Source organism: Burkholderia sp. Tr-20390, from assembly GCF_017104595.1.
In the GTDB taxonomy this organism is placed as follows: Bacteria; Pseudomonadota; Gammaproteobacteria; order Burkholderiales; family Burkholderiaceae; genus Burkholderia.
The window spans coordinates 71,465-90,788 of sequence record NZ_JAAGPC010000004.1; the positions used below are offsets into that span (position 1 = coordinate 71,465).

Here is a 19,324-nt window from a genome sequence, read left to right on the forward strand (position 1 = left end):
ATCAGGCCGCCTTCGCAGGCGTCATCACTTCGACGGTCACGTGAGACACGCCGTCGAAACCTTCGACCAGTGCATGGTAAAAGCGCGCGTCGCGCGCCGCATCGATGGTCTCGACCGACACGATCGCACTCATATGGCCGGGGCCGACACGCCACACGTGAAGATCGTTGACCTTGTCGCCGAGCGCCTCGATCGCATGACGTACGCGCTCCGCCAGCTTGCGGTCGACGTTGACGTCGAGCAGGATGCCGCCCGTATCGCGCATCAGCCCGTACGACCAGTTCGCGATGACGAGTGCGCCGATGATGCCCGCGACGGGGTCCATCCAGACCCAGCCGAACGCGCGTGCGAGCAGCAGGCCGACGATGGCCAGCACCGACACGGCCGCGTCGGCGATCACGTGGACGTAGGCCGACCGGATGTTGTGGTCGCGATGGGCGGCCGCGTGCGAACCGTGATCGTGATGCGCGTGGTGGTCATCGTCGTGATCATGGTCGTGGTCGTGGTCGTGGTGGTGACCATGTCCGTGGCCATGCGCATGGTGATGGTCGCCGCTCAGCAACCACACGCTGGCGAGGTTCACCGCGAGCCCCAGCACGGCAATCGGAATCGCCTCGCCGAAGTGAATGGGAACGGGTGCCAGCAAACGTGCAATGGCCTCGTAGCCGATCAGGATCGCGATCATCGCGAGCACGATCGCGCTCGTGAACCCGGCCAGGTCGCCCAGCTTGCCGGTGCCGAACACGAAGCGCGGATCGTCGGCATGCCTGCGCGCATAGGTATAGGCCAGTGCGGCGATCAGCATCGCGCCTGCGTGCGTCGACATGTGCAGCCCGTCGGCGACGAGCGCCAGCGAACCGAACAGCGTACCGCCGACGATCTCGGCCACCATCATCGCCGAGCATAGACCGATCACCATCCACGTCCGCCGCTCGTTCTGCTCGTGCGCAGCGCCGAGGAAAATATGGTCGTGCCCCGCGCCGAACGCGTCATTCGTGAAATTGCCCATGTTCCGCCCCGATTACTTGAAATAGCTGTGCACCACGTCGATCAGCTGCTCGGTCGCGCTGCCTTCGTGCTCATCCGGTCCATGTGCATCGACCATGTGCTCGCGGATGTGGTCCTCCAGCACGACGGCCAACAGCCCGTTCATCGCGCCGCGACAACTCGTGATCAATTGCAGCACCTCGTTGCAGCCGCGCTCATCCCCGAGCGCGCGCTCGATCGCCTCGACCTGGCCCTTGATACGGCGCACGCGGTTCAGCAGCTTCTGTTTTTCACGAACGGTATGGCTCATCGATGACGGGACTCCTGGATAGGGAGGGGGAGTATATCTCCAGGAGGTTTCCCCTATAGAGGCGAGGGGTATTTCGCCTTCGACAGGCTTTCATCTCAGGTACACGTTTGACAGGGAGGTCCACTCCGTATCTTTCCGTGCCGGCCCACTTGTCTCAAGCGCCGTCCGTCTATACCGAGCCTATCTTTCGCAATGCCCGGGCTGCTGACGAACCTGCACCAGGGCGCATCCCGTAGACCATCGAGTTAAGGGGGAAAGGGTCATGGATTGACGCGAGTTGTGCGCCTCCAGGGCTGTGAAGTGGGAAGCGTTCACGCACTTCACATCGGTGCACAATGCCGATGGACCGCTGTGGGTTCCTGCCCGCATAGGGTTGTTGGATCATGTGCGGGCCAGACAACATAAGGTGTTGTCACTGAATCCCTTGCGCAGGGACTGCGATGCGTTTCAGCGCTCGGATCAGCGCATCGAAATCGGAATTCTCGCCGCGACCCAATCCATCGTGGAAGGCGGCATCGAGATCGTCCGTGTGCTGTCGTACGCATCCGATGCGTCGAAGTAGATCAGCTTTCCGTCATGGATCTCGATCGGATCATTTCCGGGCCGGCCGCTCCAAAAGACGAAAAATAGCCGGGTCGCGAGGGTCGACCCGTGCGCATCGGCCACGACGATTTTGACCTGCTCGTTCTGATCAGCAAAAAGGCCATTGCCGCTGCGGCCACTGCCGCAGATGTTGACGATATAGGTTGTGCCATCGATCTGCTTGACGCCACCGTTCAGCTTGGCGTTGTAGTTGAATCGCTGGCAATCGGTGTCGTCGGTCGTGATCCCGCGAAAGTTGACGAGATAGAAGAACACCAGGAAGCTCAGCGTGACGACCGCCAGTCCTACGCGTTTCATTCGGCTGAAGTGGTCGATATTTCTAACAAACCAGTAGAAGTAGAGCACGAAGATGATCGACGTGATGGCGAAGATCATGCCCTTCGCATTCTTGAGCGAGAAAAGCGTGATCGCGTTCCGCGTGTGGGCCGGCAGGAACATCCACGCAATGGCGACAACCAGGCACAAGACGACAACGGTCAAGACCACTTTGAAAACGGTGGAGATCGCCTTCATTGCTCGGCCGGGATGGTTCTGCATACGGTATCGAATTTCAGAATGATCGGCTTGTTCAGCTTGATGAGTTTGGGGCGACTGTAGACCATGAAGTCGCCACCACGATTATGCGCCGACCTCCAGTCGCGGTACGTCTTGTTATGAACAGGCCAGTAGACATCCTTCGCCAGGAACTTCCGAAAGAGGCTTGTGCGTTTGTCGATCGGCTTGTCGACCTCTTCGCCCGTGGGGAGGTAGCGCCATTCTTCGATAGTCGAGTTCCCGACGTTCAAGTTGCTGCCTTTGAAAAAATCGTTGACTGCCGCGGCGTAGGACAGAACCATCCCGTTCTTGTTCCAGTGGCCGAGGTATTGGCTCTTGGAAAGCGAATCGTCGTTGAACGAGTAGCTGTCTTTGATGTAGACATAGACGTGGGTAATCTGTGCGACAGGCTCGAGACAGAATATCTTGTTCTTGCCTTCGTATTGATAAAAGCGTTCGCCAGTTACGGCAGCCTTCCCTACGGCAGCGTAGAAATTGAAGTTCGCCAGGGCGCCGGTCAAATCAGTCATCGCGGTACCGTCAAGCGTGTCGAGGGATGAGACGGGCTGGTACTGGAATCCCCAGGCGATGTGAAACTGGAGCGGGTCCTTCAGAAACGGTGAGGTGTCGATAGCGATACCTGCTGCATTCAATTGCCCGGCCGAAAAACTCCGCTCGACCACGGGCGCCAGGACTTTCGTGACTGCTCGTGCGGCATTCGGTGTGTAAATCGCTTGCCGGACAAGTTGATTGAATCGCTCGGTTGCACCGCGAAATTTCAGCGCCCAATCCAGGGAAACCGTCGTGTCATCGATCGGCTGTACAGAATTGAGGTCGTCGTCATAGACGTGTCTTGGGCGCGCAAACCATTCTCGCGCGAGCTTGGCCGAGATTGGCCAGCCCATCTTGTCCATCGCTTTGGGGATGTCCTGAAGATCGAACTTGGGCAGTTTGTCGGCTTGCTCCGCGTCTCGAGGCTTGTCGCTCGGTTGCGGTTTGGTGGGCGCTGGCGCAGGAGTGGACGTGTGATGCGCTTTGACCGGAACGGGTGTCTTGGGCGGCGATGGTGGCTCGTTCGGCGCACGCCTGTCGAACGAGATTGTTTGCTGCGTGTCGATGGGAACGCATCCGACCACGCCAGCGCGACATTTCCACCGTTTGCCGCGATAGAAGACTCCAGATTCCAGCTGGTAATACGGGACTTTTTTGACGTCGAGCATAACGCTTGAATAGTGATTCGCAAGAGAACCGGTCTCAGCGTAATCAAAACCCCGACAATTCCAACCACAAACCCAACGGCAATAATGAGGATGACTTGCCAGATCAAGCCAAACCTACGTGGGTCGTAGAGGCACGAGCAGTTTTCCGGCGGCACGATTGTTACGGAAGGTTTCGTGGCCAGACAGCCCGACATTGGGTCCTCGAGTTCCGCAGCCTCTTGTCTATCCATTTTGGCAACCGTGTCAGCATCCACGAGTGCCTGGCGCGTGGAATGAACAGATTCGCCTCGGCGAGCCGCGGTGGTACGTGTATCGCATCCCGCCACGAACGCTCTTGACGGAATTGCACTCCGGTCACACGAAGATGGTCGACAACCGTTCGTCAATACCATCTCAGATCGTCAGTCCATGCCCATCGCTCAGGCATGATTAGCCTGCCGCCCCTCAAAGGACAGATGCAGCACATCACCGACGAGAGGCGCGCGTACTGCTGCGACGGGTTCTGCCGGGAATTTGAGATGAAGGCTTGTCGAAAGCAATCCGCCCGGCTAGACTGCCTTTCGTCTTTGGGGAGTAGCCTGCTTTCCGTCCCCGGAAAGCGATCGTGTCAACACACTCGGCCTGCAGCCGTGGCACGATCAGCCTGATTGGCCTGGCGAGACCATGGGCGCATCGCGTCGTTCCTGGTCGGACGTCGGCGGATGCGCCATGGTTCGTCAGCGTCCGACCACGGAGTCCCCATGTCCCACACCGCCCTCTCCCCGCGTTTCGCCGCCGTCCGCGCGCATGCCTGCGGAGGTGCCGCATGACTCTCATGTTTGTCGAACTGGCGTTCATGCTGGTCGTCATCCTCATCGCCGCCGAGGTCTTCACCAATGCGCTCGAACATCTCGGCGAACGCCTGAAGATTTCCGAAGGCGTCACCGGTTCGCTGTTCGCGGCCGTCGGCACCGCGTTGCCCGAAACGATGGTGCCGCTGCTCGCGCTCGCCGGCGGCACCGCGAACCAGGCCGTGAACGAGGAGATCGGCGTCGGCGCGATTCTCGGCGCGCCGCTGATGCTCGCGACGCTCACCACCTTCCTGATGACGCTCGCCGTGATCCGCTCGCGCGGGCTGCGCGGCACGATCGCGCCCGAACGCACGGGCTTCGTGCGCGACATGAACTACTTTCTCGCCGCGTTCTCGCTGGCCACCGCCGCGATGTTCGTCCCGCATCACAACGGGGCCGTGCGTGCGTTGCTCGCGGCGACGCTGGTCGGCATCTACGTGATGTATGTCGTGATGACGTTCCGGGCGTCGAGCCAGCTCGTCGATGCCGGGCACGGCACCGAGGCGCCGCACACGATGTTCCTGTCACGCCTGGGTGTGCCGACCAACCTCGCGACGATCGCGCTGCAACTGCTCCTCGGCGTCGCGCTGCTGGTCGGCGGGGCGAAGGGTTTCATTCACGGCGTGGAAGGCGTGTCGCACGCGCTGGGCATATCGGCGCTGCTGCTGTCGCTGATCATCGTGCCGATCGCGACGGAACTGCCGGAGAAGGTCAACAGCGTGCTGTGGATCCGCCGCAGGAAGGACACGCTCGCGTTCGGCAACATCACCGGCGCGATGGTGTTCCAGGGCACGCTGCTGCCGGCGATCGGCATCATGCTGACGCCGTGGGAGCCGCGCCCCGAAGTGCTGACCGGCGTGATCATCACGCTCGCGGCGGCGGCATGGCTGCGCGTCAATGCACGCACGCGCGGGCTCGCGATCTGGGCGTTGCTCGCGAACGGCGCGGGGTATGCGGGGTATTTGTTCCTGACGCTGGCGCGCTGAAATGGCTCAATGGACGCGCCGGGCGCGATCCTGCTGCCCGGCGCGAACGAAGCCTCATCGCGCCGGCGGCCCGCAAGCGATTCAGATGCGCGTCTGGTTCACACGCTGCGACAGTTGCTCGGCGCTTTCCTTGCGCTCGCTGTAGCGGTCAGTCAGATACACGCCGACGTCGCGCGTCAGCAGCGTGAATTTGACCAGCTCCTCCATGACGTCGACGACCCGGTCGAAATACGCGGACGGTTTCATCCGGTCGTCGTCGCCAAATTCCATGAACGCCTTCGCGACCGACGACTGGTTCGGGATGGTCAGCATGCGCATCCAGCGCCCGAGCACGCGCATCTGGTTGACCGCATTGAACGACTGCGATCCGCCGCTGACCTGCATGACCGCCAGCGTCTTGCCTTGCGTCGGCCGCACCGCGCCGACCGACAACGGAATCCAGTCGATCTGCGCCTTCATCACGCCGGTCATCGCGCCGTGCCGCTCGGGGGAGCACCACACCATGCCCTCCGACCATTGCACGAGCTCGCGCAACTCGGCCACCTTCGGGTGGTCGTCGGGCGCATCGTCAGGCAGCGGCAAGCCGGCCGGATTGAAGATCCTGGCTTCGGCGCCCATCGCCGCCAGCAACCGCGCCGCCTCCTCGACCAGCAACCGGCTGAACGAGCGCGTGCGCAATGACCCGTAGAGCAACACGATTCGAGGCGGATGCGTCGACGGCTGCGCGGGCTGCAACCGGCTCGCGTCCGGCACGCGAAACAGCGTGGCATCGAGTTGCGGCAGATCGTTCAGTCGCTCAGACACGCTTGCCCTCCGCATCGATCACGATTTCGCCGTCTTCCTTCGCAAACGGCCCCTTCTGCGGATCGGGCAGGATGTCGAGCACCTGCTCGGACGGACGGCACAGCCGCGTGCCGAGCGGCGTCACGACGATCGGGCGGTTGATCAGGATCGGGTGAGCGACCATGAAGCCGATCAGGTCGTCGTCGCTCCACTTCGGATTGTCGAGATCGAGCGCTTCATACGGTGTCCCCTTGCGCCGCAGCACGTCGCGCACGGGCACGCCCATCGCCGCGATCAGCGCACGCAGCTCTGCCCGGCTCGGCGGCGCTTCGAGGTAAAGCACGACACGCGGCTCGACGCCGGCGTTGCGAATCATCGCCAGCGTGTTGCGCGACGTGCCGCAATCGGGGTTGTGATAGATCGTGATGTCGGTCATTTCCGGATTCCTGAATGGTTTCACGCGCACTCGTACCAGCGCTTCGAACGGTTGACGACACGCACGACGAGCAGCATCACCGGCACTTCGACGAGCACGCCGACGACGGTCGCGAGCGCGGCGCCCGAGTGGAAGCCGAACAGGCTGATCGCGGCGGCCACGGCCAGCTCGAAGAAATTGGACGCACCGATCAACGCCGACGGACACGCGATGCTGTGTTGCTCGCCGACGAGACGATTGAGCCCATAGGCGAGCGCTGCATTGAAGAACACCTGGATCAGGATCGGCACCGCGAGCAGCGCGATCACCAGCGGCTGCTTCAGGATCGCCTCGCCCTGGAACGCGAACAGCAGCACCAGCGTGGCCAGCAACGCGGCGATGGACCAAGGGCCAATCTTCGCCATCGAGCGGTCGAACGCCGCCGGCCCCTTCGCGAGCAACAGCCTGCGCCACACTTGCGCGAGGATCACCGGGATGACGATGTAGAGCACGACCGACGTGAGCAGCGTCGCCCACGGCACCGTGATCGCGGACATTCCCAGCAACAGGCCGACCAGCGGCGCGAACGCGATCACCATGATGCTGTCGTTCAGCGCGACCTGCGACAGCGTGAACAGCGGATCGCCGCCCGTCAGCCGGCTCCACACGAACACCATCGCCGTGCACGGCGCGGCGGCCAGCAGGATCAGGCCGGCGATATAGCTGTCGATCTGGTCGGCGGGCAGCATCGGCGCGAACAGCTGCCGGATGAACAGCCAGCCGAGCAGCGCCATCGAAAACGGCTTGACGAGCCAGTTCACGACGAGCGTCACGCCGATCCCCCGCACATGCTGCCGAACCTCATGCAACGCGCCGAAATCGACCTTGACCAGCATCGGCACGATCATCACCCAGATCAGCAGCCCGACGGGCAGGTTGACCTGCGCGTATTCCATGCGGCCGATGTGCTGAAAGAGCCCGGGCAGCGCCTGGCCCAGCGCGATGCCGAGCACGATGCACAGCGCCACCCAGACGCTCAGGTAGCGCTCGAAGAAGCCGATGGCGGGCTGCGCCGCCACGGCTTGCGGTTGTGCAACGTCCGAGCCGGTCATGCATCGCCTCCGCAGCAATCGGGCGCCGTCGGCACGCCGCAGGCCGCGCCGGCGCAGCAGTTCTCGGTCAGGAACCCGATGAGCCCGCTCATCGATTCGAAATTCGCCGCGTAATAGATGAACCGGCCGTCCTGGCGCGCGGTGACCAGGTCGGCATGCGACAGATCCTTCAGATGAAACGACAGGCTCGATGGCGACAGCCCGATCTGCTGGGCGATCGCACCAGCCGGCAGCCCTTCGGGCCCGGCCACGACCAGCGCGCGAAAGATGGCCAGGCGCGCTTCATGAGCAAGCGCGCCCAGGGCGCGCACGACGAGATTGGAGTCCATGGCGCGAAGGATAGCGCCATCATTTCAATATTTCAAGCATTGTTGAAATGAAGGTGCGAATCCCGTGCGTGGCCGCTCCCCAGCCCTTCGCGCACCGTCAAACCCGGCCGCACGCGCGGCTTCCGGCCCGACGCGCACGGCACCGGTGCAGCCGCCCGCCTCGCGGACGGGCGACGCACCGGCATGCGCTCAGGTCAGGACGCCTTCACCAGCTTGACGATCGTCAGCGTGCCGTCGACCTTCTCGATCCGCACCTTGACCTTGTCGCCCGCATGGGCGTGCTCGAGCATCGCCGCGTCCTTCGCCTTGAACGCCATCGTCATCGGCGGCATCCCGACGTTCTCGAGCGCGCCGTGCTTCAGCGTGATCTTGCCGGTCGCGGCATCGACCTTCTTCACTTCGGCGTCGGTCAGCGCGGCATTCGATTCGGCCATGCCGCCCGACGACATCTTCATGCCGGACATGTCCATGCCGGCCATGTCGCCGGCTGCAAAGGCGGGGGTGACGAGCGTGCCGGCAGCAAGCACGGCGGCAGCAGCAACGGTGACGGCAATCAACTTCTTCATCGGGATTCTCCGGTTGGGATGGATGGCACGTTCGTGCCGTGAGGAACTGCTTCGGAATGCCACGCATGGCCCGCGCTTCGCGCACGACGGCGCTGCAGCAGGAGCCAGGCGGCGGGAATGACGAACATCGACAGCAGCGGCGCGGTGACCATGCCGCCGACCATCGGCGCGGCGATGCGCTGCATGACTTCGGAACCGGCACCGTGCCCGACCATGATCGGCACGAGGCCGGCGAGCACGACGGCCACCGTCATCGCCTTGGGCCGCACGCGCAGCACCGCGCCTTCGCGGATCGCGTCGAGCAGCAGCGCATCGGTGAGTGGTTCGCCGGCGTCGAGCCGGCGCTGCAGCGCGCCCTTCAGGTACAGCAGCATCACGACGCCGAATTCGGCGGCCACGCCCGCGAGCGCGATGAAGCCCACCGACGTCGCGACCGACACCGCGTGGCCGAGCGCCCACACGAGCCAGAAGCCGCCGACCAGCGCGAACGGCACCGTCGACATCAGCAGCAGCGCATCGGCCGCCGAGCCGAACGTGAGGAACAGCAGCACGAAGATCACCACGAGCGTCACCGGCACGACGGTGCGCAGCTTGGCCGCCGCGCGTTCGAGATACTCGAACTGCCCCGACCACGCGATCGAATAGCCGGGCGGCAACGCGACCTGCCGCGCGACGGCTTGCTGCATCGTGCGCACTGCGGTGCTCAGGTCGACGCCGCGGAGGTCGACGTACACGTAGCCGGACAGTCGCGCGTTCTCGCTGCGGATCATCGGCGGGCCATCGGCGATCGCGATGCGTGCGACGTCGCCCAGGCGGATCTGCGCGCCGCGCGCGGTGACGACCGGAAGCTGCCGCAGGTTCTCGACCGAATCGCGCACCTCGCGCGGGTAGCGGAGGTTGATCGGAAAGCGCTCGCGCCCCGCGATCACTTCGCCGACGTCGTCGCCGCCGACCGCCGTCGACACGACCGACTGGAGGTCGGCCACCGACAGCCCGTAGCGCGCGGCCGCGAGCCGGTCGATGTCGACGTCGATATAGCGGCCGCCGTTCAGCCGTTCCGCGAGCGCGGACGTCACGCCCGGCACGGGCTTCACGGCCGCCTCGACCTGCTTCGCGATCGCGTCGATGCCGGCCAGGTCCGGCCCGGAAATCTTCACGCCGACCGGCGTCTTGATCCCGGTGGACAGCATGTCGAGCCGGTTGCGGATCGGCGGCACCCACACGTTCGACAGCCCCGGCACCTTCACCGTGCGATCGAGTTCGTCGACGAGCTTCTCCGGCGTCATGCCGGGCCGCCAGGCGCTGCGTGGCTTGAAGCGGATCGTCGTCTCGAACATCTCGAGCGGCGCGGGATCGGTCGCGGTATCGGCGCGGCCCGATTTGCCGAACACCGTGTCGACCTCGGGCACGGTCTTGATCAGCCGGTCGGTCTGCTGCAACAGCTCGCTCGCCTTGTCGGCGGAGATGCCGGGCAGCGCGGTCGGCATGTACAGCAGGTCGCCTTCGTCGAGCGGCGGCATGAATTCGCCGCCGAGCCGCGACAGCGGCACGGCCGTCAGCACGAGCGCGACGACCGCGATGCCGATCGCGACCCACGGGCGCCTGAGCGTCGCTTCGAGCAGCGGACGGTACGCGCGAATCAGCACGCGGTTGATGGGGTTCGCGTGCTCGTGCGGAATGCGGCCGCGCACGAGATAGCCCATCAGCACCGGCACCAGCGTCACCGACAGGCCGGCGGCCGCGGCGATCGTGTAGGTCTTCGTGAACGCCAGCGGCGCGAACAGCTTGCCTTCCTGCCCTTCCAGCGAAAACACCGGGATGAACGACAGCGTGATGATCAGCAGCGAGAAGAACAGTGCGGGCCCGACCTCCGCGGCCGACGCCGCGACGAGCTCCCATCGTCTGGCCGGCGTGATCGGCTCGCCGGGATGCGCGTGGTCGTACGCTTCGAGATGCTTGTGCGCGTTCTCGATCATCACGATCGCCGCGTCGATCATCGCGCCGATCGCGATCGCGATCCCGCCGAGCGACATCAGGTTCGCGTTCACGCCCTGGTAGCGCATCACGATGAACGCGGCCAGCACGCCGAGCGGCAGCGACAGGATCGCGACGAACGCGCTGCGCAGGTGGAACAGAAACACCGCGCAGACGATGCCGACGATCACGAACTCCTCGATCAGCTTGTCCTTCAGGTTGCCCACCGCGCGCGCGATCAGCTGCGAGCGATCGTAGGTCGTGACGATCTCGACGCCGGGCGGCAGCGAACGCTTCAGGTCGGCGAGCTTCGCCTTCACCGCATCGATCGTGGTCAGCGCGTTCTTGCCCGAACGCATCACGACGACGCCGCCCGTCACCTCGCCCTGCCCGTTCAGCTCCGCGATCCCGCGCCGCATCGCCGGGCCGACCTGGATGCGTGCGACGTCGCCGAGCAGCACCGGCGTGCCGGCGTCGTTCGTGCGCAGCACCACGTGCCGGAAATCGTCGAGCGTGCGCAGGTAGCCGGTCGAGCGCACCATGTACTCCGACTCGGCCAGCTCGACGACCGAACCGCCGGACGCCTGGTTGGCGCTGCCGAGCGCGCTCGCGACTTCCGCCTGCGTGATGCCGTATGCGCGCAGCTTGTCGGGGTCGAGCACGACCTGGTACTGCTGCACCATGCCGCCGATGCTCGCGACTTCCGACACATCGGGCACCGCCTTCAGCTCGAACTTCAGGAACCAGTCGTTGAGCGCGCGCAGTTGCCCGAGATCGTGACGGCCCGTGCGATCGACGAGCGCGTACTCGTATACCCAGCCGACGCCGGTCGCATCCGGCCCGAGCGACACCGTCGCGCCGGCTGGCAGCCGGCTCTGCACCTGGCTCAGGTATTCGAGCACGCGCGAACGCGCCCAGTACGGATCGGTGCGGTCGTCGAACAGCACGTAGACGAACGCGTCGCCGAACGACGAATACGCGCGGACGGTTTTCGCACCGGGCACGCCGAGCAGCGTGGTCGTCAACGGGTAAGTCGCCTGATCCTCGACGATCTGCGGCGCCTTGCCCGGATACGACGCCTTCACGATCACCTGCGTGTCCGACAGGTCGGGCAATGCATCGAGCGGCGTCTGCCGCAGCGAATGAACACCCCATGCGGCAATCAGCACGGTGGCGAGCAGCACGAGGAAGCGGTTGTGGACGGACCAGCGAATGACGTGCGCGATCATCGTTCGCCTCCCTGCGGTTCGACCTTCGTCAGCCGGTAACCGTCGTCGCCCTGCGTGAACGCGAAGCGCACCGTCTGGCCTGGCTTCACGTCCGGGAACGCGGTGGCCGACGGCTTGCCGAACGCCATCGTCATCGCGCCCCAGCCGAGCGCCGGAACGGGCTGATGCGAGAACGTGATGTCGTCGGCCGTGACCTGTTCGACCTTGCCGGTGGTTTCGTAGACCGGTGTCGCTGCTGTCGGCGTCGACGCGGGCATCGCCGCTGCCCCGCTCGCGCCGGTGCCGCTTTCCAGCCGCGGCAACACGCTTTTCAGGCTCGCCTCGGAATCGATCAGGAACTGCCCCGATGCGACGACCGTGTCGCCTTCGTTCAGCCCGCCGAGCACTTCGGTGTCGCTGCCGACGTCGTTACCCACCGTCACCGTCACGGGCTGGAGCCGGCCGTCGCGATTCTTCACGATGACGATCGAGCGCTTGCCGGTCGCGATCACCGCTTCGGACGGCACGAGCAGGCGCGACACGCTCTGCCGCGCGGCGACCCGCACGCGCATCAGCATGCCGGGCGTGAGCTTCAGCGCCGCGTTGTCGATCTCCACGCGCGCCTGCAGCGTGCGGCTGCTCGCGCTGATGCCGGGCAGCACTTCGCGGATGCGTCCGGTGAAATGCTGTGTTGGGTCGCCCGCGAACGTCGCATCGACCGCCATCCCCGGCTGCACGTTCAGCGCAAGCGCTTCCGGCACCTCGACGATGAGCCACAGCGTCGACAGCCCGGCGATCTTCGCGAGCGTCTGGCCGGGCGCAACCATCGCGCCGTCCCGCACGTTCAACTCGCTGACGACGCCGGTTTCCGGCGCGGTCAGCACGACATGCGTCTGCACGCGGCCGGTGCGATCGAGGCTCGCGATCATGCCGCCGGGAATCGACAGCGCCCGCATCCGTGCACGCGATGCATCGAGCAGGCTGGCGTCCATCCCGCCGCGCTTGAGCGCGAGGTATTCCTCCTGCGGCGCGAGCCAGTCGGGCACGAACAGCGATGCGACCGGCGCGCCCTTCGCGATACGCTGCATCGGTGCGCGCGCATGGAGACGGTCGATGTAGCCGGTCACGCGCGACTGGACGACGTCCGCGCGCGATTCGTCGAACTGCGTGGTGCCCACCGCATCGAATCCGGCCGCCGTCTGTTGCCAGCGCACGGTCGCATAGCGGATGCCGAGGTTCTGCTGCAGGCCCGGATCGATCCGGATGCCGGACGCGCCGCCGCCTTCGTCCGCGTAGACGGGTTGCAGTTGCATGTCCATGAAGGGCGACTTGCCCGGTTTGTCGAAATGCTGGTTCGGCACCATCGGGTCGTGCCAGTAGAGCACCTTTCGGCCGCTCGTCGAACCGGGCTGGCCGGTCGAGGCCGACGCGGCGGCGTCAGTCGCGGCGCTTGCCGCATGGCGTGCGCCCACGAAATAACCCGTGCCGAGCAGCGCGGCACCGGCGAACGCCAGCACGGCCGCGCGGGCCCATGTTTGCTTCGTCATGTCGTTCTCCTTTATTGCGCGGCGGCCAGCGTCGACGGCACGACCTGGTATTCGAGCTGCGCCCAGGTCTGCGACACCTCGCGCCGGAGATCGAGCACCTGCAATTGCGCATCCAGTTGCGCGCGGCGCGCGGCGAACGTATCGGCGAGCGAGCCTGTGCCGGCACGGTAGGCCGCGTTCGCCAGTTGCACGCGCTGGTCGGCGGCGGGCAGCAATGCGTCGCCGAGATGCGCGATGCGCGCACGACCGCTCGCGAGCGTCGCGGACTGCGTGCGGATATCGGCCTGCACCTGGCGCAGCGTGTCCTCGTACATCAGGCGCGCCTTCGTCGCGAGCGCGGCCTTTTCGGCGACGTCGCGGTTCTGGCGGTTCTTGCGATTGAGCGGCAGCGGGATCGTCACGCCGACGGACACCATGTTCGAATACGCGCCGCCACGCTGCTGGTACGCGACTTCCCAGGTCCAGTTCGGGCTGCGTTCGCTGTCCGCGACGGCCGTATCGGCCTCGGCCACCGCGATATCGTCGGCGGCGGTGATCAGCGCCGGCTGCGACAGCCGCAACTCGTCCGGCGGCAACGACGACACGAACGATTCCGGCGCGGGCGGCGCGCCCGCAACGTCGTCGACCGGCACGGCGGTCCAGCGCGACAGCGCGATGAGCGCGGTCTGGTAGACCTGCCGCGCTTTCAGCAATTGATCCTGCGTCTGCGCGAGCATGGCCCGCGCCTGGACGACGTCGGCCGCACTCGCCTTCGCGCCGCGATACGACGCCTTCGTCGCTTCAAGCTCATGGTTCATGTGATCGAGCAGCGCCTGCTGCAGCGCGAGCGCCTGCTTCGCGTAGACGGCGTTCAGCCAGGCCGTCGCGGTTTGCTGGCGCACGCTCGCGAGCTGCGCGAGATAGCCGGCGCGCTCGCGCCCGACCTGCTCGTTGGCGAGTGCCGAGCGCAGGCGCCGCTTGTCGCCGGACACCCACTCCTGCTCGATGCCGATGCGGCGCATCGTCATGAAGTCCTGGCCGACGGTGAAGCGCTGGCCGCCGTTGACCGGCAGGTTGTCGATGCCGGCCTTGAGCATCGGGTCGGGCAGCTGGCCGGCCTTCACGGCCGCCTCCGCGCTCGCGCGCACCGACGCCTGCGCGGCCTGCATCGAAGCGGAATGATCGGTGGCGGACTGCAGCGCGGCGTCAAGCGTGACAGGCGATGGCTGCGCGTGAACGGCGCCCGCCACCAGCAGCGCCGCCCAAAGCATGGGCGCGCGCCGACGTGCACGCCGCGCAAGCGGCATGCCGGGATGGAATGACATGGTTGAACCCCAACGGCGGAACCCCATAGGGATTCCACGTCCTGATACAGGACGAACCTCACCGCGAATGCGGCGAACCTATCGGATCGGGATCAGCTGACGCGTGGAGGGCGCCACAATCCGTTCGGATCGCGGACCGGGAGGATTTGCGCGTAGTGGAACGCGACGGTGCTGGCGAATGCCGCGGGACGACTGACTTCGGCGCGAGCGGCCGGATGATAGAGACTGCCGAACTGGCATTGCGCCGTCAGCTTGCAGGCCGTGCCCTTCGCTTTCGCGTGGGCCTTGCCGGCGGACGACGACTGCATCGAATCGCAGCCCGGCATGTCGGCGGACATGCCGGCGTCCATGTCCATCGACATCGACATGCCCTGCTGCATCATCGGACATTCCCCGGCCAGGCCGCTGGCTGCCAGCCCGCTGATGGGCAGCACCGCGCAGAGCAGCAGCAGGATGAGCGTCCGGAGGAATTTCATGGCGGGGATTATAGCGCGGGGTTTTGCTGTGTGGCGGCGCGTCGACGAAGCGTAACGACGTGCCGACTCCGCGACCGCCGTCGCCTGCTACCGCGCGAGCCCGTCGGCCTCCAGCACCGCCTGCACCGCCGGCCGCGCCCGCACCCGCTCGTACCACGCACGCAGATGCGCATAGCGGGTCAGGTCGATATCCGCGTGGTACACCGACCGCAGCCATTCCGCCTTGCCCCAGCCGGTCAGCGCGAACAGGTATGCATCGGCGAGCGTGAACGAGTCGCCCATCAAGAACGTATTGCCATCGAGCTGGCGATCGATCCAGGCAAAGCGGCTGTCGAGCTTCGTTCTCGCCGGGTCGACGTATTTGCCTGCCTGCACCGCGTACAGCAGCGGAATGAACCCCTTGTGGATTTCCGCCGTGAGAAAGTTCAGCCACTCCATCAGCCGATAGCGCGCGAGCGTGCCGTAGGCGGGCGCGAGCCCCGCATCCGGACGCACGTCCGCGAGATACTGCGCGATCACCGGCCCTTCGCGCAGCCGCGTGCCGTCGTCGAGTTCGAGTAGCGGCACGTAGCCGAGTTCGGTCACATCGTAGTAATTGCGCCCGTCTTCAATGACATGCTTGCGCGCGTCGACCTTGATGACTTCCGCGTCGATGCCGCCTTCGCGCAGCACGATGCAGATCGCCTGGGAACAGCTTCCGGGAGCGTGATAGAGCTTCATGCGTGTCCTTCGTGAGTGGTTCATGTATCGATTCGCCGCGACGCGGGCGCTAATATCTCGCATCGGCGCAAGGCTGAGAAGACGGCAGTCGTTTGTGCCGTAGTCACAAAAAATTTACCGACCAGGATTCGCCACGATGAAAACAAGTGCGACCGGATGTTCCGTTGAAGAAGCGATGCGCCTGCTCGGCGGCCGCTGGCGGCTGCTGCTGGTGTCGTATCTGCTCGACGGGCCGCGACGCTTCAGCGACCTGCGGCGCGACATGCCCGGCATCTCGCAGCGCATGCTGACGCTCGACCTGCGCGCGCTCGAAGACGCCGGGCTCGTGCGGCGCACCGTCTATCCGGAAGTGCCGGTGCGGGTCGAGTACGATCTGACCGCCGACGGCGACCGGCTGCGGCCCGTCGTCGAAGTCATGCGCGAATTCGGCCTGTGGCTGAAAGCGCGCGATGCCGATGCGTCGTGCGATATCGGCGTCGCGCCCGGCGCGGCAGCCGCCATCGAAACAGCACACCATTCCACCCGATAACCCCGACTCCCATACGCAGGAACCCACACTCATGGAACTTCACGCCACCATCGGCGCGGCGACGTCCGATCTCGACGACGACGAAAGCTTCGCCAACATCTACTGCCACGACGCCGAGCAGGATTATTGCTTCGCGCTGTCGCGCTTTCCGGACGACGCGCTGATCGAAGTGATGGTGCGCGACCAGGTCAACGCGCGCGTCAAGGATCTGTCGGTGCGCCTGACGGACGACACGATCGACGTCGAGATCGAACCCGCGCTCGCCGCGCGGCTCGACGGCCAGACGCGCTACGTGATCCATCTCGCGCCCGGCCAATACGATCCGGTCACGCTGCGCGCCGCGCTGAAGGAGATCTTCGTCGGCAAGAACGGCTTTCAGGACGACAGCACGCGCGGCTAGGCCGTCGTCAGCCGGTTCATCCTCGACTTTCGCTATTACGCCTGCTCATGACGCGCTTCCCGCTTCCCAGTCTTGCCGCGACCGCGCTGCTGCTCGCCGCGTGCGTATCGCTTGCGCCTGCCGCGCACGCAGCCAAGCCGCTGCTCACGTTCAAGGTCGACGACACCGTCACGGCTCGCGTCGAACGCGCGGACAGCGCGCACATCACCGTGCGCTTCCTGCCGAGCGGCAAGACGCAAACGCTCGACGTGATCGCTGCCGACGAGGAAGGTCACTATCACCTCTCGTCGGACGACTACAACTTCGACGGCCACCGCGATCTCGCCATGCACGCGACGCTCGGCATGGTCAACGACAGCTACGGCATCTACCTGTACGACCCCGCACGCCAGCAGTTCGAGCCGCTGCGCATGCCGGCGAGCAATATGCGGCATGGCAACTGCGACGACCTGGTCAACGTGGTCGCGAAGCCGAAGGAACGCACGCTGTACAGCTCCTGCCGCGGCGGCCCGATCTGGTACACCGATGCGTACCGCTACGATGCGCGCGGCAAGCTGTATCTGTACCAGTCCAGCGAAGCGATCCCCGACGACCTGCGCGACCTGCTCGACACCGATTCCGGCCCGTCGTCGATGCTGCTGACCTACGACGCGCAAGGCAAGCGCGTATCGCGCCGCCCGGACGCGTACGGCGGCGGCACCGTCACGTTCAAGGTGCGCCCGGCGCGCCTGCCGCTGCACGATACGATGAACGATGCACCCACGCGCCGCTACGTCGTCGCGGGCGACACGGTCGAGCTGATCGACACGAGCGCCGATTTCCAGTGGCTGAAGGTGCGGTATCGCAACCCGCAAGCGGGCGCGGTGCAGGGCTGGGTCAGCGCGAAGGAAGCGATGGCCAACTGATGCACGCGGCGACGTGATCGCCGCTCATTCCCACATATTGAGCGCGTCACGTCCCATTAATAGGGATGCCTGTCCAAATGTTGACGTGCCTCCCGCCACGGCTCTAACGTTCGCCCCAATGCCATTCGATTCGGCCGCCCCGTTCGCGGGCGACGGCCGGGCACCGAACACAGGAGACAACCGTGGCCCATTCCGCGTCGCGTACCCACGCCCACCCGCCGGAACAACCGCCCGCGCGCGCCGGCCTCGCATCCGATCCCGCCGCCCGTTCGGCCGCGGCACCCACCACGCCGCCCAGCCGCAAGCGGCTGCTGATCCTCGCGTTGCTGTTCGTGACCGTCGTGATCAACTATCTCGACCGCAGCAACCTGTCGATCGCCGCGCCCGCGCTGTTCAAGGAGCTGAACATCGATCCGGTGCGCGCGGGCCTCGTGTTCTCCGCGTTCGGCTGGACCTACGCGCTGATGCAGGTCCCGGGCGGCTGGCTCGTCGACAAGGTGTCGCCGCGCGTGCTGTATGCGGGTGCGCTCGCGCTATGGTCGGCCGCGACGCTGCTGCTCGGCTTCGCGGGCTCGTTCGTCGGGCTGATCGTGCTGCGCCTCGCGGTCGGCGCACTCGAAGCGCCCGCCTATCCGATCAACAACCGCGTGGTGACGACCTGGTTCCCGACCCGCGAACGCGCGAGCGCGATCGGCGGCTACACGTCGGGCCAGTTCGTCGGCCTCGCGTTCCTCACGCCGGTGCTCGCGTGGCTGCAGGTGCATCTCGGCTGGCACATGGTGTTCGTCGCAACCGGCCTCGCGGGCATCGTGTGGGCCGCGATCTGGTATGCGGTGTATCGCGAGCCGCGCGCGTTTCGTGGCGTCAACGCGGCCGAGATCGCGCTGATCCGCGACGGCGGCGGGCTCGTCGATCTCGAGGATCGCGTCGCGGCACGCACCGAACGCGCGCCGTCGACGTGGCGTGACCTCGGCGTCGTGCTCGGCCGGCGCAAGCTGTGGGGCATCTATCTCGGCCAGTTCGCGCTGAACTCGACGCTGTGGTTCTTCCTCACGTGGTTCCCGACCTACCTCGTCAAGTATCGCGGGATGGACTTCATAAAGTCCGGCTTCCTCGCGTCGCTGCCGTTCCTCGCCGCGTTCGTCGGCGTGCTGTGCTCGGGCGTGCTGTCGGACTGGCTGATGCGCCGCGGCGCATCGCAGGGCTTCGCGCGCAAGCTGCCGATCATCTCGGGCCTGCTGATCTCGACCTGCATCATCGGCGCGAACTACGTGACGTCGACCGGCTGGGTGATCGCGTTCATGACGATCGCATTCTTCGGCAACGGCTTCGCGTCGATCACGTGGTCGCTCGTGTCGGGGCTCGCGCCCGCGCGGCTGCTCGGCCTCACGGGCGGCGTGTTCAACCTGATCGGCAACCTGTCCGCGATCGCGACACCGATCGTGATCGGGCTGCTGGTGAACGGCGCGGACTTCTCGCGCGCGATCACCTACATCGCCGCGATGGCGCTCGCCGGCAGCCTGTCGTATGGGCTGCTGGTCGGCAAGGTCGAGCGCATCGACGCATAAGCGTCGGCAACGCACGGG

General features: G+C 65.6%; 19 protein-coding genes and 1 riboswitch. Of the genes, 5 read left to right on the plus strand and 14 right to left on the minus strand.

Annotated elements, in window-relative coordinates; translation table 11 throughout:
* Position 1: 1 nt before the first annotated feature.
* The 4 genes from dmeF to G3N98_RS02880 form a co-directional block, all read right to left on the minus strand.
* On the minus strand, positions 2-1,009 hold the full coding sequence (dmeF, locus tag G3N98_RS02865; protein ID WP_206147157.1) for a CDF family Co(II)/Ni(II) efflux transporter DmeF: 1,008 nt from the start codon (positions 1,007-1,009) through the stop codon (positions 2-4).
* Positions 1,010-1,021: 12 nt separating this feature from the next.
* Positions 1,022-1,297 (minus strand): metal/formaldehyde-sensitive transcriptional repressor, encoded by a 276-nt coding sequence (locus G3N98_RS02870; protein WP_089428418.1) that lies wholly within the window; start codon positions 1,295-1,297, stop codon positions 1,022-1,024.
* A 459-nt stretch (positions 1,298-1,756) separates the two neighbouring features.
* Positions 1,757-2,437: a hypothetical protein gene (locus tag G3N98_RS02875; protein ID WP_089474060.1), complete on the minus strand. Its 681-nt coding sequence runs from the start codon at positions 2,435-2,437 to the stop codon at positions 1,757-1,759.
* Complete coding sequence (locus G3N98_RS02880) at positions 2,410-3,654, minus strand: DUF6402 family protein (protein WP_089474059.1); 1,245 nt, start codon at positions 3,652-3,654, stop codon at positions 2,410-2,412. The genes G3N98_RS02875 and G3N98_RS02880 overlap by 28 nt, the downstream gene beginning before the upstream one ends.
* A 556-nt stretch (positions 3,655-4,210) precedes the next feature.
* A riboswitch (yybP-ykoY riboswitch) is annotated at positions 4,211-4,378 on the plus strand.
* An 81-nt stretch (positions 4,379-4,459) separates the two neighbouring features.
* Here G3N98_RS02880 and G3N98_RS02885 point away from each other — a divergent pair.
* Positions 4,460-5,470, plus strand: a complete 1,011-nt coding sequence (locus tag G3N98_RS02885; RefSeq protein WP_175239284.1) for a sodium:calcium antiporter — start codon at positions 4,460-4,462, stop codon at positions 5,468-5,470.
* Positions 5,471-5,551: 81 nt separating this feature from the next.
* Here G3N98_RS02885 and arsH read toward each other — a convergent pair whose 3' ends face one another.
* The 10 genes from arsH to G3N98_RS02935 form a co-directional block, all read right to left on the minus strand.
* Positions 5,552-6,274 (minus strand): arsenical resistance protein ArsH, encoded by a 723-nt coding sequence (arsH, locus tag G3N98_RS02890; RefSeq protein WP_346779060.1) that lies wholly within the window; start codon positions 6,272-6,274, stop codon positions 5,552-5,554.
* A complete protein-coding gene (gene arsC, locus G3N98_RS02895; RefSeq protein ID WP_206147159.1) occupies positions 6,267-6,689 on the minus strand; it encodes an arsenate reductase (glutaredoxin) in 423 nt (140 codons plus the stop codon). The genes arsH and arsC overlap by 8 nt, the downstream gene beginning before the upstream one ends.
* A 20-nt stretch (positions 6,690-6,709) precedes the next feature.
* Positions 6,710-7,780: an ACR3 family arsenite efflux transporter gene (gene arsB, locus G3N98_RS02900; protein ID WP_206147160.1), complete on the minus strand. Its 1,071-nt coding sequence runs from the start codon at positions 7,778-7,780 to the stop codon at positions 6,710-6,712.
* Entirely contained in the window at positions 7,777-8,109 is a 333-nt protein-coding gene (locus G3N98_RS02905; protein WP_206135907.1) for a metalloregulator ArsR/SmtB family transcription factor, read from the minus strand. The genes arsB and G3N98_RS02905 overlap by 4 nt, the downstream gene beginning before the upstream one ends.
* 194 nt (positions 8,110-8,303) lie before the next feature.
* Positions 8,304-8,681 (minus strand): copper-binding protein, encoded by a 378-nt coding sequence (locus G3N98_RS02910; protein ID WP_206147197.1) that lies wholly within the window; start codon positions 8,679-8,681, stop codon positions 8,304-8,306.
* A complete protein-coding gene (locus tag G3N98_RS02915; protein ID WP_206147161.1) occupies positions 8,672-11,878 on the minus strand; it encodes an efflux RND transporter permease subunit in 3,207 nt (1,068 codons plus the stop codon). The genes G3N98_RS02910 and G3N98_RS02915 overlap by 10 nt, the downstream gene beginning before the upstream one ends.
* Positions 11,875-13,404, minus strand: coding sequence for an efflux RND transporter periplasmic adaptor subunit (locus G3N98_RS02920; RefSeq protein WP_206147162.1), 1,530 nt, complete (start codon positions 13,402-13,404; stop codon positions 11,875-11,877). Before G3N98_RS02920 ends, G3N98_RS02915 begins: the two co-directional genes overlap by 4 nt.
* Positions 13,405-13,415: 11 nt before the next feature.
* Positions 13,416-14,708: a TolC family protein gene (locus G3N98_RS02925; RefSeq protein ID WP_206147163.1), complete on the minus strand. Its 1,293-nt coding sequence runs from the start codon at positions 14,706-14,708 to the stop codon at positions 13,416-13,418.
* A 92-nt stretch (positions 14,709-14,800) separates the two neighbouring features.
* The gene (locus G3N98_RS02930; RefSeq protein ID WP_206147164.1) at positions 14,801-15,184 is read right to left on the minus strand and encodes a hypothetical protein; all 384 of its coding nucleotides are present in this window, start codon (positions 15,182-15,184) and stop codon (positions 14,801-14,803) included.
* A gap of 87 nt (positions 15,185-15,271) precedes the next feature.
* Positions 15,272-15,904: a glutathione binding-like protein gene (locus G3N98_RS02935; RefSeq protein WP_175239274.1), complete on the minus strand. Its 633-nt coding sequence runs from the start codon at positions 15,902-15,904 to the stop codon at positions 15,272-15,274.
* Between the two features lie 136 nt (positions 15,905-16,040).
* On the opposite strand from G3N98_RS02935, the gene G3N98_RS02940 reads away from it, so the two are divergent.
* The 4 genes from G3N98_RS02940 (at position 16,041) to G3N98_RS02955 (ending at position 19,306) form a co-directional block, all read left to right on the plus strand.
* On the plus strand, positions 16,041-16,433 hold the full coding sequence (locus G3N98_RS02940) for a helix-turn-helix domain-containing protein (protein WP_175239273.1): 393 nt from the start codon (positions 16,041-16,043) through the stop codon (positions 16,431-16,433).
* A gap of 31 nt (positions 16,434-16,464) precedes the next feature.
* Positions 16,465-16,833 carry a hypothetical protein gene (locus G3N98_RS02945; RefSeq protein WP_089428430.1) on the plus strand — a complete coding sequence of 123 codons (369 nt, stop codon included), beginning with the start codon at positions 16,465-16,467 and terminating at the stop codon, positions 16,831-16,833.
* 47 nt (positions 16,834-16,880) lie between these two features.
* Entirely contained in the window at positions 16,881-17,738 is an 858-nt protein-coding gene (locus tag G3N98_RS02950; protein ID WP_206147165.1) for a hypothetical protein, read from the plus strand.
* 182 nt (positions 17,739-17,920) lie between these two features.
* On the plus strand, positions 17,921-19,306 hold the full coding sequence (locus G3N98_RS02955) for an MFS transporter (protein ID WP_206147166.1): 1,386 nt from the start codon (positions 17,921-17,923) through the stop codon (positions 19,304-19,306).
* Positions 19,307-19,324: the final 18 nt, after the last annotated feature.

What these genes read in the sequence shown, in the direction of transcription:
- dmeF (WP_206147157.1), bottom strand. Translation starts at nt 1,009, where the DNA reads ATGGGCAATTTCACGAATGACGCGTTCGGCGCGGGGCACGACCATATT.
- G3N98_RS02870 (WP_089428418.1), bottom strand. Translation starts at nt 1,297, where the DNA reads ATGAGCCATACCGTTCGTGAAAAACAGAAGCTGCTGAACCGCGTGCGC.
- G3N98_RS02875 (WP_089474060.1), bottom strand. Translation starts at nt 2,437, where the DNA reads ATGCAGAACCATCCCGGCCGAGCAATGAAGGCGATCTCCACCGTTTTC.
- G3N98_RS02880 (WP_089474059.1), bottom strand. Translation starts at nt 3,654, where the DNA reads ATGCTCGACGTCAAAAAAGTCCCGTATTACCAGCTGGAATCTGGAGTC.
- G3N98_RS02885 (WP_175239284.1), top strand. Translation starts at nt 4,460, where the DNA reads ATGACTCTCATGTTTGTCGAACTGGCGTTCATGCTGGTCGTCATCCTC.
- arsC (WP_206147159.1), bottom strand. Translation starts at nt 6,689, where the DNA reads ATGACCGACATCACGATCTATCACAACCCCGATTGCGGCACGTCGCGC.
- arsB (WP_206147160.1), bottom strand. Translation starts at nt 7,780, where the DNA reads ATGACCGGCTCGGACGTTGCACAACCGCAAGCCGTGGCGGCGCAGCCC.
- G3N98_RS02905 (WP_206135907.1), bottom strand. Translation starts at nt 8,109, where the DNA reads ATGGACTCCAATCTCGTCGTGCGCGCCCTGGGCGCGCTTGCTCATGAA.
- G3N98_RS02915 (WP_206147161.1), bottom strand. Translation starts at nt 11,878, where the DNA reads ATGATCGCGCACGTCATTCGCTGGTCCGTCCACAACCGCTTCCTCGTG.
- G3N98_RS02920 (WP_206147162.1), bottom strand. Translation starts at nt 13,404, where the DNA reads ATGACGAAGCAAACATGGGCCCGCGCGGCCGTGCTGGCGTTCGCCGGT.
- G3N98_RS02925 (WP_206147163.1), bottom strand. Translation starts at nt 14,708, where the DNA reads ATGTCATTCCATCCCGGCATGCCGCTTGCGCGGCGTGCACGTCGGCGC.
- G3N98_RS02930 (WP_206147164.1), bottom strand. Translation starts at nt 15,184, where the DNA reads ATGAAATTCCTCCGGACGCTCATCCTGCTGCTGCTCTGCGCGGTGCTG.
- G3N98_RS02935 (WP_175239274.1), bottom strand. Translation starts at nt 15,904, where the DNA reads ATGAAGCTCTATCACGCTCCCGGAAGCTGTTCCCAGGCGATCTGCATC.
- G3N98_RS02940 (WP_175239273.1), top strand. Translation starts at nt 16,041, where the DNA reads ATGAAAACAAGTGCGACCGGATGTTCCGTTGAAGAAGCGATGCGCCTG.
- G3N98_RS02945 (WP_089428430.1), top strand. Translation starts at nt 16,465, where the DNA reads ATGGAACTTCACGCCACCATCGGCGCGGCGACGTCCGATCTCGACGAC.
- G3N98_RS02950 (WP_206147165.1), top strand. Translation starts at nt 16,881, where the DNA reads ATGACGCGCTTCCCGCTTCCCAGTCTTGCCGCGACCGCGCTGCTGCTC.